The organism is Chryseobacterium sp. GW823-FHT05E08, from assembly GCF_058795655.1.
In genome coordinates this window covers 398841-414111 of sequence record NZ_JBXAHY010000004.1, presented here as the reverse complement: position 1 = coordinate 414111, position 15271 = coordinate 398841, and the positions used below count along the sequence as shown (strand labels likewise).

General features: G+C 38.7%; 16 protein-coding genes and 1 pseudogene. 5 read left to right on the top strand and 12 right to left on the bottom strand.

Features of this window, described 5'->3' with window-relative positions; all coding sequences use genetic code 11:
- The first annotated feature begins 805 nt into the window (after positions 1 to 805).
- From AC1Q7L_RS15975 to AC1Q7L_RS15965, 3 genes and pseudogenes are all read left to right on the top strand, one after another.
- Positions 806 to 1216 (top strand): annotated as a pseudogene (locus AC1Q7L_RS15975) (single-stranded DNA-binding protein).
- A gap of 41 nt (positions 1217 to 1257) precedes the next feature.
- On the top strand, positions 1258 to 2331 hold the full coding sequence (locus AC1Q7L_RS15970; RefSeq protein WP_492307718.1) for a DUF932 domain-containing protein: 1074 nt from the start codon (positions 1258 to 1260) through the stop codon (positions 2329 to 2331).
- A 94-nt stretch (positions 2332 to 2425) separates the two neighbouring features.
- Positions 2426 to 2869 carry a JAB domain-containing protein gene (locus AC1Q7L_RS15965; RefSeq protein WP_492307717.1) on the top strand — a complete coding sequence of 148 codons (444 nt, stop codon included), beginning with the start codon at positions 2426 to 2428 and terminating at the stop codon, positions 2867 to 2869.
- 421 nt (positions 2870 to 3290) lie between these two features.
- Here the strand turns inward: AC1Q7L_RS15965 and AC1Q7L_RS15960 are convergent, their stop codons facing one another.
- Positions 3291 to 4256, bottom strand: a complete 966-nt coding sequence (locus AC1Q7L_RS15960; RefSeq protein ID WP_492307716.1) for an aldo/keto reductase — start codon at positions 4254 to 4256, stop codon at positions 3291 to 3293.
- A 118-nt stretch (positions 4257 to 4374) separates the two neighbouring features.
- On the opposite strand from AC1Q7L_RS15960, the gene AC1Q7L_RS15955 reads away from it, so the two are divergent.
- The gene (locus AC1Q7L_RS15955) at positions 4375 to 4728 is read left to right on the top strand and encodes a winged helix-turn-helix transcriptional regulator (protein WP_492307715.1); all 354 of its coding nucleotides are present in this window, start codon (positions 4375 to 4377) and stop codon (positions 4726 to 4728) included.
- Between the two features lie 185 nt (positions 4729 to 4913).
- On the opposite strand, the gene AC1Q7L_RS15950 is transcribed toward AC1Q7L_RS15955, so the two are convergent.
- The 11 genes from AC1Q7L_RS15950 to AC1Q7L_RS15900 all read right to left on the bottom strand — a co-directional run bounded on the left by AC1Q7L_RS15950 (position 4914) and on the right by AC1Q7L_RS15900 (position 13855).
- Positions 4914 to 5354, bottom strand: a complete 441-nt coding sequence (locus tag AC1Q7L_RS15950) for a TraQ conjugal transfer family protein (protein WP_492307714.1) — start codon at positions 5352 to 5354, stop codon at positions 4914 to 4916.
- Between the two features lie 11 nt (positions 5355 to 5365).
- A complete protein-coding gene (locus AC1Q7L_RS15945) occupies positions 5366 to 5860 on the bottom strand; it encodes a conjugal transfer protein TraO (RefSeq protein WP_492329391.1) in 495 nt (164 codons plus the stop codon).
- A gap of 67 nt (positions 5861 to 5927) precedes the next feature.
- Positions 5928 to 6827: a conjugative transposon protein TraN gene (traN, locus tag AC1Q7L_RS15940; protein ID WP_492307712.1), complete on the bottom strand. Its 900-nt coding sequence runs from the start codon at positions 6825 to 6827 to the stop codon at positions 5928 to 5930.
- 19 nt (positions 6828 to 6846) lie between these two features.
- Positions 6847 to 8133 (bottom strand): conjugative transposon protein TraM, encoded by a 1287-nt coding sequence (traM, locus tag AC1Q7L_RS15935; protein ID WP_492307711.1) that lies wholly within the window; start codon positions 8131 to 8133, stop codon positions 6847 to 6849.
- Positions 8134 to 8137: 4 nt separating this feature from the next.
- Positions 8138 to 8404, bottom strand: a complete 267-nt coding sequence (locus tag AC1Q7L_RS15930) for a hypothetical protein (RefSeq protein ID WP_492307710.1) — start codon at positions 8402 to 8404, stop codon at positions 8138 to 8140.
- A gap of 11 nt (positions 8405 to 8415) precedes the next feature.
- Positions 8416 to 9039: a conjugative transposon protein TraK gene (gene traK / locus AC1Q7L_RS15925; protein ID WP_492307709.1), complete on the bottom strand. Its 624-nt coding sequence runs from the start codon at positions 9037 to 9039 to the stop codon at positions 8416 to 8418.
- 12 nt (positions 9040 to 9051) lie between these two features.
- Complete coding sequence (gene traJ / locus AC1Q7L_RS15920; RefSeq protein WP_492307708.1) at positions 9052 to 10044, bottom strand: conjugative transposon protein TraJ; 993 nt, start codon at positions 10042 to 10044, stop codon at positions 9052 to 9054.
- Position 10045: 1 nt separating this feature from the next.
- Complete coding sequence (locus AC1Q7L_RS15915) at positions 10046 to 10678, bottom strand: DUF4141 domain-containing protein (RefSeq protein ID WP_492307707.1); 633 nt, start codon at positions 10676 to 10678, stop codon at positions 10046 to 10048.
- Positions 10679 to 10702: 24 nt separating this feature from the next.
- Positions 10703 to 13210 carry a TraG family conjugative transposon ATPase gene (locus tag AC1Q7L_RS15910; RefSeq protein ID WP_492307706.1) on the bottom strand — a complete coding sequence of 836 codons (2508 nt, stop codon included), beginning with the start codon at positions 13208 to 13210 and terminating at the stop codon, positions 10703 to 10705.
- On the bottom strand, positions 13207 to 13539 hold the full coding sequence (locus tag AC1Q7L_RS15905; RefSeq protein WP_492307705.1) for a DUF4133 domain-containing protein: 333 nt from the start codon (positions 13537 to 13539) through the stop codon (positions 13207 to 13209). Before AC1Q7L_RS15905 ends, AC1Q7L_RS15910 begins: the two co-directional genes overlap by 4 nt.
- 10 nt (positions 13540 to 13549) lie before the next feature.
- Positions 13550 to 13855 carry a DUF4134 domain-containing protein gene (locus AC1Q7L_RS15900; RefSeq protein WP_492307704.1) on the bottom strand — a complete coding sequence of 102 codons (306 nt, stop codon included), beginning with the start codon at positions 13853 to 13855 and terminating at the stop codon, positions 13550 to 13552.
- Between the two features lie 1029 nt (positions 13856 to 14884).
- Here AC1Q7L_RS15900 and AC1Q7L_RS15895 point away from each other — a divergent pair.
- Complete coding sequence (locus AC1Q7L_RS15895; protein ID WP_492307703.1) at positions 14885 to 15172, top strand: hypothetical protein; 288 nt, start codon at positions 14885 to 14887, stop codon at positions 15170 to 15172.
- The last annotated feature ends 99 nt before the right edge of the window (positions 15173 to 15271 follow it).

The window sequence follows — 15271 nt, the reverse complement described above, 5'->3', positions numbered from 1 at the left end:
TATTCTACAAAATAGAAACCCATTTGCGACAAAATATGAAAAGCAATTAAATAAAATTTAACTATCTTATCTTATTGCTAAAGCTATTTTTTTGGAAATAATCATGAATTTAAATATGAAACAAAACAAGAACAAGAAATTGTATTAGTATATAGATACTTGATTCAAAATACAATTATCTTGTGAAATTACCTTTTTATATCAAATAAATTATCTGAAATTGAAAATGAAGACCAAGTAAAAAAATGTAGAGTTAATGAAGAGTAGTTCTATATTGACATGGTAACACGTTAATATGCATGGAGAATATGATTTTATAATTAATATATATAAGCCACCTTTTGACAATTTTTCTTCTTAACGTTTGTAAGCTTACCGTAGTATTCGTTAAAAGCATTGATCTGCATAGATCTTCAAGATTTAAATGAATAATGTAAATATAGTGTAATTTAGTATGTAAAATACAAATTGAAAACATTAAAATTAAGCATCAGGAAGAATTATTAAATATTACATATAACTGATTTTTTTTAAAAAAAACCGATAAAAGGCAGCTAAGGTAGAGCGGTCATCCATTTCTTCACCCAGCCAAAAGACTACGGCATAAACGGTTTCCTCCCTGAAGGTACCCTCCGATTATTCCGTTTCCTTTTGGCTTTTCCCCTTGCCCGCTAAGATTATCTGCTTTCTTTTTTCCGGTTTTTCTTTTGAAAAATATTCAGCGAAGCCCCAAAGGCTTTTAGGAGATGGGTCGGGGAAGAGATTGAGAACAAATTAAAATGTACAATCTTAAAAACCTACGATTATGAACATTATTGGAAGACTGACAAGGGATGCAGAAGTGCGCAACTTGTCAAATGAAAAACAAGTAGTTAATTTTTCAATTGCTACGAATGACAACTATCGCAACAAACAAGGCGAACGAATCGAACAGACCACCTATTTTGAATGCGCCTACTGGATCTCTCCAAAAGTTGCTGACTTTCTAACAAAAGGCACTTTGGTAGAATTAAGCGGAAGAGCCTATACCTCTGCGTGGTTAGGTTAGGACGGAGAGCCTCATGCAGGTTTGAATTTCCACACCTCACAGATCAAAGTTCACAGCAGTGGTAAACGAACTGAAAACAAGTTTACTGAATCGAATAAAAAAGATAAGAAGAAAATTTCTAATTCTAATTCCAACGACAGCGACAAGGATGATGACCTACCATTTTAAAATCATTAAACAGAATTCTCTAACAATTAAATATTAACATCATGGCACATAATTTAAATTTCAACAACAGAACAGGAAAATATTCATTTTTCAGCGTAAAGGAAAAAGCATGGCACAACTTGGGGCAGATCGTACAGGAGTACCCTAGAAGTGAAGAAGCCATCAAATTTGCAGGACTTGACTACGAGGTCGAAAAATCTCCCCTATTTACAAAAGGTGCAGGCATTATCGAAAATACCAACGGAATAGAAATGATCGATTCAGAATTGGAAGTTCCCAACTACTTTGCCAATATCCGCACCGATAATAACACCGTTTTAGGCGTAGTCGGAAAAGATTACCATATCGTACAAAACCGTGAAGCCTTTTCATTTTTTGATGCCATTGTAGGCGGTGGAAATGGAATCTTATACGAGACTGCAGGAGCTTTGGGGAATGGGGAACACATTTTTATCACGGCTAAATTACCTGATTATATCCGTGTTGGAAATGGTGACGATATTACGGAAAAATATATTTTCCTAACTACCTCCCACGATGGGAGCGGAAGCATCACCGCTGCATTTACGCCTTTGCGCATCGTTTGCCAAAACACCCTAAATGTTTCTCTAAAAAGCATGAGCAATGTTGTAAGAATCAGACATACCGCAGGAGCAAAACAACGCTTGGAAGATGCTCACAAAGTGATGGCATTAGCCAATACATTGAGTAAAGAATTAGAAAACACTTTTAATCATTGGGCAAATATTAATATTGATGACGATGAAATGAAAAAACTGATTCAGTTGGCACTCTGCTCCAACAAGGAAACCTTAAATCATTTGCAGAAAGGAAATTCTGATGAATTATCAACCGTTTTTAAAAATATCGTTGATGATGCTTTTGCCTATGCGATGGTGAGCGACACCCAACAGATGGAAACTACAAAAGGGACTTTGTTCGGGGCATATAATGCGGTAACAGGCTATTATCAGAATGTGAAAACATACAAAGACGATGAAGCGAAATTACAGTCAATTGTAATGGGCGGTACTGCGCAGATAAAATCACAAAAATCTTTTGAACTGTGTACTGGATTTGCAAAGTTTGGACAGGATATTTTCAATCTGAATTAAAAATAAGGTAACCACTTTTTCTGGTGGTTGCCTTATTAAAACCAACTTAATAAGTACGGGAAAAATAAGTCTCTGCCGTATAAGAGCAAAATCAATGAAATTTAATATAGTCAACGAGATAAAATTAAGTTATTCCAGAAAAGGAAATTCTGAGAAATTGGTAGGAAGTTCACGGGATGCGGTGGAAGTTTTCCGTCAGCATTTTGATGCAGATGAAATGGATTATAGAGAATCTTTTTTTGCCTTGTATCTCAATCAGGCTCACAAGGTTTTAGGGATCAGGAAAATTTCTGAATCGGGAATCTCTTCTACGGTGGTCGATGTTCGTATCATCATGCAGGCGGCACTGCTTTGTAACGCTTCAGCTGTAATATTGGCACATAATCATCCTTCCGGAAATTTGAAACCGTCCGCCGAAGATCTAAAAATTACGCAGAACATTAAAAGCGCATCAGAATTTTTAAATCTCAAATTACTTGATCATTTTATTCTGACATCAACCGATCATTTATCATTTGCCGACGAAGGTCATTTATAAATGAATTCATATTATTAAACAAACTACACGACAATATTTGAATTGTCGTGTAGTTTCAAATCGGGCGAAAAGACAATTCCTTCTGGTGGTCGGAAACGTCTTTTCGCAGTTTAGAATGATACAACTCCTATGATCATATCCCTAAAAGCCTAACACTTCATAAAAGTTGTGAGCTTTTACAGATTTAATGTTTAATTAAATGATAAAGATATCAATACTTCTTATTGAGAGAATGTTATTATTAAAAATCTTCACTGCAGCAGTTAAATAATCGATTAAATAATGTTGTCAGAAAATCATCCCTCATTACAAATGTTCAATTAATAAATATTTGAGACACAAAAAAGATTTGATGAAGCATTGGTAATAAATCTTTTAAGATCTAAATCAGCGCTGAACATAAAAGATATTTCTATGAAATTTAAAATCCTCTAACATTTTTAAGAAGCTCGTGAGGATAGCCTAACGAAATTGTACTTAGATCATCCAATTTTTGAATTTGTTCATCAGATAATTTTATTGTGGTTGACTTTAAAGCGTCATTAAAATGATCGATAGTACGGGCTCCAAACAAAGGAAAACCATCTTTTGATAACATCCAGGCCAAAGCAATTTGCCCAGGTGTCGATTCAAGTTCTTCTGCAATTACAAAAAGTTCATTAATAATTTTTTCTGCAATTTTACTTTCCTTGTAATCGTCAGTGGAACCAAGAGTCATTCTACCTGTACCATCATTTCTATATTTACCAGTAAGTTGTCCTCCTGCTAAAGGAGAATACATCATGGTGCCCAAACCAAAATGATCCGCCATCGCAATGAATTCGCGGTCAGCGGTTCGTTGTAGCAAATTATATTCAATCTGTATTGCTGATAATTTTACAGAAGATGCAACTGCCGAAGCCTTCCAGGCTGGAAAATTTGACAATCCTGTATACAAGACCTTGCCACTGCTTACAAGATCTTCAAGCCCTCTGGCAATTTCATCAAATGGCGTGTAGCCATCGTCATAATGTGGCATATAGACATCGATATAATCTGTCTTTAATCTTTTGAGACTTGCTTCAATAGACTGTCTCATGGCCTTGCGGTGATTTCCAAAATTTGCAACATGGGGTTCAGCCTCGTAACTACGTGTATATTTTGTACAAATGATAAAATTTTGACGTTGACCCTTTATAAAATCTCCTACGATCTCTTCGGATTGTCCCAATTGATAAGCATCGGAAGTATCTATAAAATTACCGCCAGCATCTGCAAAAGCAGTTAAAATTTCTTTCGCATTTTCAGGTTCTGTCCCATAGCCTGTTCTAGTTCCAAAACTGGCAGCACCCAAGATAATTTCGCTGGCATGCAGTCCTGTTTTTTTTCCAAATAAATTATATTTCATTTCTTTAATTATTACTATGCCAAAATTAATGACAGTAGGTAAAACATACAAGTACGGCTGAATTTAGCCATATCAGAAATATTTTTTATTACTTACATTTGGATTATAATTACAGATAATGTACAAGAAAAAAATAGCGGTTTCATTGGATTGCGGACTGCATCTTTTTATGGAGATCATGAATGGCAAATGGAAGATCAGCCTCATTTGGTGTATCTATTCTGGTGTAAAACGCCCTGGCGAACTACAACGTAAAATGCCAAAGGCATCCAGAAGAGTTTTGGACACTCAATTAAAGCAATTGACAGATCATGGAATTATCAGCAAAACCACTTACGATCAACTTCCTCTTAAAGTTGAGTATGAGCTGACTGAATTGGGTAAAACACTAATTCCAGTCATTACATTCACTGCTCAATGGGGTGAAGACCATCGTGATGAATTAGAAAAATTCATTCGAATCAACTCCTAATTATTTTTTGCGTTTAAAGATATAATATTTAGTTTAATGAATATTTTCGGTGGTTGCTATTGGTAATCTTCAGTTTTATGATCTTGATCGTTTGTTTAGCCCTTTATTGACCTGATCTTCTATGAATGTCCTTATGAAAAAGTGGCTTGGTATAAAACCAAGCCGCTGGAAGTCAATTAAAAATTCTAAGATGCATTGTCAAATTCAAAATCCACTCTTCTTTCATTTCCAAAACTATCTTTGATCCAAATACTGAATTGGTGGGATTCGGAAGATGTAGAAGTATAGTAAAGCCTGAACACTTTTTGTGGAAGTGGATATTCATCATTCGGCAGATAAGGCGGATCGCTGTAATAGTGAAGTTGTCCTGCTCCCTCATACTGAAAATATCGGATGCTGTACGTGGTGCCATTAAAGTCTGAATCTGTCAGAAGTGAGATGCGGATCTCTACGGTCTCATCCTCTCCTATCTTTGAAGGAACAGGCATAACCTTTACCTCAAATGGAAAGTCCTGGTGGATTTCAATTTCAGTATCCTGACAAGAATTTAAAATAAACGCTAATAAATACAGCAGCAGAGAATATCTGAAAATCAATTTGGCTTTTTTCTTGATTAGATTTTTCATAGCAATTGTTTTTAAAAATTAAACCTTAATCCAAAGCCAAACAAAGCGTAAAACTCCCCTAACTGGCTGTTTAGTAAAAAGCGCAGTTGTCCGTTCACTAAAAACACCAGATGTTCTGTCAGATAGCTCTCTAATGACAGCTTGCCTGATGCACCGCAGATGAAACTTTCAGTGGTACTGATCATAGCTCCATCATCGATCATCTCTTCACGCCTATTTAACTGTTCGTAACCGACAACTCCGCCTAATCCTATATTGATGTTGACGTTTCTCATCGCACCTCCCCATAGATAAAGACTGTAACCTCCGTTGAACAAAAAGGTATCTATTGGAATATTGTAACTGGCATATTCGTAATACTTTCTACTGTATTCGGCTAGCCCGAAAAAATAATGACCATTCTTAGCGTAAGAAATGAGACCTGCACCAAAAGTGTAATTCTGTTTTTCAGGAGATTGCGGAAATACTGAATATGTCAATTCAAATCCCCTTTGTTTCGGGATCATCTGCTGAGCATTTGATCTGATGCTTGTTATTAATAATAACAGCATACTTAAAAATATCCTTTGCATTTCACTTCGCTTTTATGGTTAGACTGTTGATGAGTTTTGCATTAAGATCTTCGTTTTCAAGCTGAACTTTCTGATGACGTTCGCCGTTCTTTTCAAGAATTTCAATTTCCAACACCTGATCTTTTAAAAGGGTGAACTGGTCCAACAAATAAACTCCCAAAATATCGGAATGATGAATTGCGGTCATCACCGGAAAATGGATTCGAACCGGCTCTAACAGTTTATCCTGAATCACTGTTCTTTTTAAATTCTTCTTATCAACAATTTTGAAATTCACTACATCGATGGCAAATGCGACATTGCTGCTGTTCTTGACCTGTAAGGTAAAATAGAACTTATTGTCGTTGACGTGCAATGCTCGAATAGAGAACTGAATTCCAAAGCTTCTGGAAGATATGTGTTTGATGGTTCTGTTGCTTTTTTCATACAGGTTTTCCAAGATCAGTTCCGTCAAAGAGGATGAACTTCCTTTCAGGTCTTCAAACAAGACATCGGGAGAATATCGGAGCTCATCTGCCCTTTGCAGTTTTAGCAGATCGTAGTTAAGTGTTTGCGGATAGGAACTGTAATAAACATCGAAGTTGTAAAACTTTCCGTCTTCGGTAATGACCGAAAAATTAGTCTCTTCTTCGAAATCCCTTACTGCCGATTTGATCCGAAGAACATTTCCAACAGGTTCTGCCTTATTGGCGACCAGCAGATCACTCCCCAAGTCGACATATCGGATTGGAGAAGGAAAAAGCAGGTGCGAGGTTTTATTGTAGGTGACCTGCATTTTGTAGGGTTCCAACTTAGCTTCCTCCAGTGAAAGATAGGAAGCAGCGGAATCCTGAGCCAGTGATTTGCCTGAAAAGAGCAGAAACACGATCATCAATAGATAATGGCTTTTTATTTTATTCATTTTATTGTTTTTTAATTGGTTATTTTTTTGGCACAAGCAAAACCTGATGGCCCGCTTTTACCTTTACTTTTTGTTGTCTGACCCGTTTCTGGAAATAGCCTGACAACCCCTGCACCACGCCTCTGCTTAAATCCGCCGCGATCTGCTGACCTGCCGATTGGGTCATCATTATATTGGTTCCTGAACTTTGACTCATATTTCCTACAATATCAGTGACTGCATTTTGCTCCGGTGAGTACGGAACATATAAGCCGAGCTGACCATCATTGTCATGAACATTGATCTCTACAGGAAAGATGCTGCCCTGATATTCTATCGACGAAATTTTCAATTGCAGTCTCCCTCCCTGAAATTTACCATTGCCTTTTAGCAATGTTCCGGCTGGAATTTCTGTACGACCTACGACGAGCATGCGCTCCAACAGCCTGATCGATAATGTAGCTTCATTGGTCATCGTCTTTGACTCTTGCACTATACCTTTGATTGCATTTTTGGATTGATTAAAACCCTCACTATTATCAATGCTTCCTAAAAACCGATGATCATAGAGACCTGCCAAAAAGGCACTGTCTGATGGCTCCCTGTATAAAGAGGAGACGATATTTTGACGAGCTGGTCTTACTGCCGTGAGCATTGCTTTGTTCTCAGAGGGATTTTTAACGTCTGCTGTATTCGAATCAGATTCTTCCTGCTTATTACTTTGAGGAAGGTATTTCGCAGCCATCTGGTAGGATTTTTCCATCAGCTCTAACTGTTCATTCATTCCGAGACCGGCCGGAACAGCACTGTTCTGTACCGCTTCATTCTTAAGTCTCGAAATCTCTTTTCTGAGATTATTGACCTCTTGCTCATCCCTGCTATAGAAAGAACCCAAGGTCTGCTGTGCCTGGCGATAGCTGTTCACTGCATTCTGATCCGGTTGAGCTGGTGCATCCCCCTTGCCTGTTAATGAATTTTGACCGTTATTTTTTTGATCATTCCAGTAATCAGACAATGAAATGATCGCATTTCTTTTCTCTTCATTCCTTTGTTCCAACAGTTGCTGCTCGTAGGCCTTCTGTTTATCAGATTGCAGCTGGTCATCCTTTGCCTGTGGTATCCCTGCATTAAACCCTGACTCTTCAATGATCTTGTTTTCTTGTGGCTTGAAGATAAGATAGAGGCTACAGGCGCAGACCACTGCCATTAAAAAATAAATGACCGGTTTCTTCAATCGCTCCCAGTGTAATTTATTCATCCCCTTCAGTTCGTTTTCCGACTCCGACGATTCGCTTTCGGTGACTTTGATTTTATCTGAATCTCTCATAGCTTTATTTTTTAATGGTTAAATTGACATGATCCTCAGCTGCTTTCTTCGAAAAACTATGATCTGAAATGGTACTGATATGGCCGATGAACATCGTGTTGGTTTTATTGGCAGTAGACATCCATATACTGATCATAACGATTACGGTCAGCACGATGTAACCCGCAAAAAAAAGCTTGGTAAAAAACCGTTGCCGCTTTGTCGGCATGGCATTCCATCGTCCTTCTGCCTGCAAAACATAATTTTCAATGGTATCTCTGATTTTTTTCATTGTTCTGACTTTTAACGTTCAACAGTTTCAAGATCTTTGTTTTCAAGAACATTGAATTTTTCAATGGTAAATCCCTGGGGATTGCTGTCTGACCTCACGGAGTTCACTAATGAACAATTGGTAATCAGACTTCGGATCGTCAGATTGCTTGACCGGATAATGAACTGCCTTGCAAAGGTCTTGACCGCATAAGGATAGTTATTGAAATCTGCCACAACACTGTCAACCTCTATCCTCTGCTGGATGTTGCCTGAGATGATCCGGTTGTAATACCCTTTCTCCTGCAGGTCTTTGTAATAGTCGAAAGCCGACTGATCGGCGAGATTGAAGGCTCTTTTGACATTGCTTTCAATGGCGTTCTTATCCGGTGCCACGGTAAAGAACAGCTCGTGAAAACGCCTTACATGCTCTCTGGCTTCTACAGGCCTATTGATCGACATATCCTGTGATAGTGCCACCATCAATGATTTGCCGTTATCCAGAACATAGATCTTCTGACGCTGTTGCTCTGCAAACTGATAGGACTTAAAAACAACTACGCCCACCACCGCAAAGCAGAGCACTACAAAAACAAAGGTGAATAAACGAATCTGCTTAAAGCTGCTCTCTATATTTCTTAAAGTTTTAAATTCCATAGGATTGTTTTTTTATTTTAATAATCTGCCTGAGATATTCCCTGTTGCGGAACCCGCTGCCGCACTTGCAACATTGCCTGATTTTGTAGCGGTCTGATTGATATTGCGCATAAAGTTGCCTGCGCCTCCTGCTTGAATCACCCATCCTGTAACGGTTGGCACCGTAAAATATCCAATGATCCCGATGATCATATAGATGATGTAAACTGTGTTGGAAGTATCTGGGATGAAGTTCGGATCTGCCAGCATCTCAATATCCCGCTCCAAAATGAGCGATTGTATCTTGGCTAGGATTGAACTGAAAATATCCGTAACCGGTAACCACAGATAGACACTGATATATCTCGTGAGCCATTGGGTCAGTGTACTCTGAAAACCATCCCATACTGAGATGGCAAAAGCAATGGGTCCCAATATGGAAAGTACAATGAGAAAGAAGGTCCGGATCGTATCAATGACCAACGCGGCGGACTGGAAGAGAATTTCCAGAAATTCACGAAAACCATCCCTGATCTGCTTCTTGATATCAAACATTTCTCTTTCAATATACATTCCCGACATCGTTACCAGGTCTGATGGCGACCATCCCAGCTCCTCAAGTTTTTTATCAAATTCCGCATCCGATATCAGATAGGCCATTTCTGGATTTCTGAGCATGGCTTCCCGCTCCAAAAGGTCTTTCTTCTGTTGCAAATCGTTGAGATCCAAAACCTGATCTTCTAGCATCGAATGGCTTCCTTGCACAATGGGACTTAGTATGCCATTGATACTTCCCAGTACCAATGTTGAAAAGAACATGATACAGATACCGATGGCAAAAGGTCTGAGCATCGGAAACAGATCGATCGCTTCAGCGCGGCTGAGTGACTGCCAAACCTTGATGGCCACATAGAACAGTGCGCCCAAGCCGGCTACGCCCTTTGCAACGGCAGCCATGTCCGCACATAATGGCATCATTTCATCATAAACCGTACGAAGGACTTCGTGTAAATTAGTGGGTTCCATCTTACCAATATTTTTGGTTTGAAGTACCGTAAAGATCCAATACCCTTTGGGTGTTGTTCTGTTTTTTTGCTCTCAGGTAGCTGACAGAAATATTCTTGTTGGTGTAGTAGCGCACCAGATTATGATATTCCTTCACTTCTTTGTAAACACGGTCGATCACGTCCATTCTTTCTTTGTCATTGAGCGAAAGCCCATTGGCCGTTATGATCTCTTTGAGTTCCTTTAAAAGTTCAGTGCTTTCCGTCAGCAAGGCTGAATAACCGTTTGCGATCGCTGTCAGTTCCTGCGCATTGAAGTTGGGATCATTGAGCATCTTACTGAAATTCGTGACGTAGATCTCTGAGACGTCGCCGACCATCAGAACGGTCTGCTGCACTTTCCTAGCATCTTTGACCAGATTATTGATGGCTTTCAGTTTGTCATAATATTCCTTTCCCTGTTCATAGACCTTCTTTACTTCGTTGAAGTTCTTGACGACGTTGGAAACGGTTGATGAGGTCTGCACTATTTCATTGGCGCTGTTCAGAATGCCTGATGCGAGATTAGCCGGATCGGTTACCACGAATTGTGCTTTTGCGAATGTTGAGGTAGCGAAAAGCACTACCATTGCTGTTTTAATGATCAAATTTTTCATTGTTGTAAATTTTAAATGATTGAATTAATTGTCTTTGGTCAATTTGATTCTCTTGAGAGAGATCCTCTTAATGGCATGTTCCACATTGCCGTCAAGTTCAGAAGCGAGATTCATGACTTCCATCTTTTCTGTTTCCTCAGTGGTGTAAGCCAGATATTCCTCGGTGGAGACCTCCGTGGCATAGACCGCAGAGTGTGTCCCGCCCAGCCCGATCCAGACTTCCTTGTACAATCTTCTCGAATCGTTGTTCATATTAATCGAAAGCACCTGAGATTTTTCCTTATCAGTCAATCCCAACATTGCCTGGATATCATCGAATTTGTTCATATACTTTCTCTGATCCAAAAGGATCTTACAGTCTGAATTGTTGATGATACTCTCCTTGACGATCGGTGACTGGATAATGTCATCCACTTCCTGCGTTACCACAATGGCTTCTCCGAAGAACTTTCTCACCGTCTTGAACAGGTATTTGATATACTCTGCCATGCCTTCTTTGGCAATCGCTTTCCAGGCTTCTTCAATGAGAATGAGTTTTCTGATTCCTTTAAGCCTCCGCATCTTATTGATGAAAACCTCCATAATGATGATAGTCACGATCGGGAACAGGATCTTGTGGTCTTTGATTGCATCGATCTCAAACACAATGAAACGTTTGGACAAAAGGTCAAGCTGCTTTTCTGAATTCAGCAGGTAATCGTATTCACCGCCTTTGTAATAAGGTTCCAATACATTGAGAAAGTTGGCAATGTCAAAGTCCTTTTCCCTGACCTTTTTTTGTTCCAGAACTTTCTGGTATTCATCTTTGACATAATCGTAGAATCCGTTAAATGAGGGATGGGAATTTTTGCTCCTGATCTGTTCAATGTATCCGCTCACCGCATTGGATAAGGCCACTTCCTCAGATCTTGTCGGCGGTTCGTCATCCCGCTTCCACAACGTGAGGATTAAGGTTTTGATGCTTTCTCTTTTTTCAATATCAAAGACGCCGTCATCGGTATAGAATGGATTGAAAGCAATTGGATTATCTTCAGTATAGGTAAAATACACGCCATCCTCCCCCTTCGTCTTTCCTCTAATCAGTTCACATAATCCCTGATAGGAATTTCCGGTATCGACCAGCAACACGTGAGCACCCTGCTCATAATATTGTCTGACCATATGGTTGGTAAAAAAGGATTTTCCACTTCCTGAAGGCCCCAATATAAACTTGTTTCGATTGGTGATGATTCCCTGTTTCATCGGAAGGTCGGAGATATCCAGATGAATGGGTTTTCCGGTCAGCCGGTCGGCCATCTTGATCCCAAACGGTGAAGGAGAGTCCTGATAATTGGTCTCTTCGGTGAAAAAGCACAATGCCGGTTCGATGAATGTGTAAAAGCTTTCTTCACTAGGAAAATCACCGGCGTTTCCTGGGATCCCTGCCCAATACAAGGTTGCCGTGTCCGTGGTGTTATGTCTGGGCTTACATTCCATTAAGGCTAAAGCACTGCCTATATCATTTTTCTGCTGTTTGATTTCAGAAGGATTGTCCGACCACGACATTATATTAAAATGGGCTTGGATGGACTGGAGACCATAGGAATGGGCTTCATTAAGGTATTTCTCGATCCATTCTTTGTTGATCTGATTCGCCCTGCTGTATCTTGCCAATGAATGCATGTTTCTGGCAGACTTTTCGAATTTGTTCAGGTTTTCATCGCTGTTATCAATAAATAAATATTGGTTGTAAATGTGATTGCAACTTAGCAGAAGTCCTACCGGAGAAGCAAAAGACAGCAGACAGTCACTTCGGTCGGTACTTAATTTTTCATATCGGCTGTGTGATGAGACCGTACCGGGCAGATCATCGGTATCAGATAAGGTATGCATACATATCCTATTGTTTCCGATACGCATTTCTTCTGATCCGAGCTTGATATCCTGCAAGGATGTATTCGATTGTCTTGACAGGGTCAGGTATTGTTCCAATATTCCCGACTGGTCGTCGGTTCCTGAGATCTCATCTTCGGTCATTCTTTCCAGATGGACATAACCACTGTCGTTCATAATTCGTTCAAACTGATCGACGGATTCCAAAAAACGGCTGATCACCTCTTTGTCCTTGATCTCCTTGGGGATCAGTTTGCCTTTACAGAGTGATGAGAAATTGCTCTGCATCCGCATTCGTTCTTTACTGGTCTTTGTAATGAACAGATAGCAGTAATGGTTAAGAAATGGTCGTTCATTGAAATGACGCTCAAAGGATTTGGAAAGAAAACTCTGGTTTTCTTTGGACAGATCCGGGCTATAGTTTTCTTTGATAAACCAGTCCTGTTTGTGGACGACCGTAAAATCCGGCATGGTCTTGATGGCCTTGAACCAAGCTGAATGGATCGCTTCATATTCTGCCGATGCCACCGTAAATAGTTCAGGTAGTCTGACCTTGAAGCAGACCGTGACATCCGCATCTTTTGAAATAATGCAATCGTTCTCTATCGCAAGCAGTGGAAATTTGCTCTGCAGCGTTGCGGCTTTGGAGGTATTTCTCATGTTGAAGCTTTTTGAAGGTTGCTTTTTAGGTAGCGATAGATGCATTTTCGACTAATGATATACTTCGGATGCTTTTTTTGAGCGCTTAATTTCATCAGTCCGTGCTCGCCATATTTCCCATTCAGTAAGAAGGTCTGCCAGATGAGAATGGCACTACTTGCTGCGCCAATCGTGAGGCAGAGATAAGTATTGACGCCAGCCATGTACATGACCATCACGAATACGAGTATCCCCAATAATCCTCCTGCAAAAATGAACAGGTACTGTGCTTTGAGTCCTTTGAACTCTACCGTTCTTCCGATACCTTTGTTGATATGATAGGTTTTCATAATTATCATTTTAAAGGAAGAATGAACGAAGGATCGTTGCTGCCACGATCAGAAAAATACACGCACCAAACCAGCTGGCAGCGGTCTTGCTGGTGTCGGGATCACCGCTGCTGAACTTGTTGTAGACTTTGACCCCGCCGATCAGTCCCACGACCGCACCTATCGCATAAATTAATTGCGTTGCAGGCTCAAAATAAGAGGTGACCATCTGGGTCGCTTCGTTGATTCCTGCGGTACCATTGCCTTGGGCAAAGACACCCGTTACTGCTAAAATGGTCAGAGTTGATAGCAGTAGTTTTTTTCTTTGTTTTCTCATAATTGAAACACATCAATTTGTTATGGTGTGCCGCACTTTGCGGAACTATGGGACAAAGATGTCAGGGTCTTGGGATTACTTTAGAAGAATGGCGGCATGGGGAATCCTTTGGCTTTAACTAACAATGTACGTTAATTGAATGGAACAATTTGAGGTCAAAGTGCTGTCTCAATTCATCAAATCGATAAGTCTGAGATCAAAAGTTTTAGGATAAAAATATCTGGAAAATGAAGCAATTTATTGAAACCTTTCATTTTGGCACTGAGTAAGCAAAACTTATAACAAATGAAATAGTACTTATTGATAAGAATTACTATTTCGTTGCATTAATGATCGGGTTTTTACTTGGAAGATGCACTTCTAATTCTGGAAGATATTTTTTTAAGTATTCTGGTGATAATTCATCTTTAGTTAACACAGCAACAGAAGATTTATATCAAGTTAATGATAATAAAATATTTACAATTAACTATAAACAAAGTTTTGAAAATCATAAAAATAAATAACATGAAATCAACATTATTTTAGTCAAACTAATACCCTATTTATATCTTGCGATTATTCTAACAACAAAGTAAACTTGCACAATTACAAGTAGAGAATATTGCATTGAAAAGAAAAGTTAAAACTTATAAGTTTATTTTTCACCTGTCATAGCTTTATTTTTATACTAAGCTATGGCTGTATTTATTTTTTGACAAATTGTTGGTTGTAGTTTATAAAAAAACTCCCTTAATGAGAGATCTAAATTTCCTGGATATTAAAAATATCTGAATTGAATTTTATACAAAATAAAAACCTCTCAGGGGCGAGAGGTTAACACAAATGATGAAAAAAATATCTCTATCAAGAGATATTTGTAAAGGTAAATTATTTTCTAATTTCCTGAAAATAAAAAAGTAAAAATCCCCGACCGCAGTCAGGGAAGTGATTTGAAAGATATATAGTGGATGTGATTAATTTTCATTTTTCAAATTTTATGCCGTTTTCGGATTTTTTGTATATTAGTTACAAATAAATATAAAGCACATGTTAAAGAAAAGCACTAAAGAAATATTATTAAAAGACTTGATAGAAATCAAAGCACTACTTGTACGGGAATTTGACAATAGTCAGGTGCCATTTGCTAAGGGAGGCGCTCTTGATCAGTTTTACCTTACTAAAGCATTAGAGTTTCAAAGAAATGCAATACTATATGATTCCCTTCTAAATATCGGAGGTATTGATGAAGGTGCTGATCCCGATAAAACTTCCCCACTGGAAAAAATAGCATTAGAAATAACAGATATTAGATCTGCAATTGAAAGCCATAATTAAAAAAGTAATCTCCACCATTGTAGTGGGGATTATTTTTTTGATACTTAGTGTAAAGTCGTATGTCGTAGTTACCTAATTTTATAAACCGAATGGTTATAA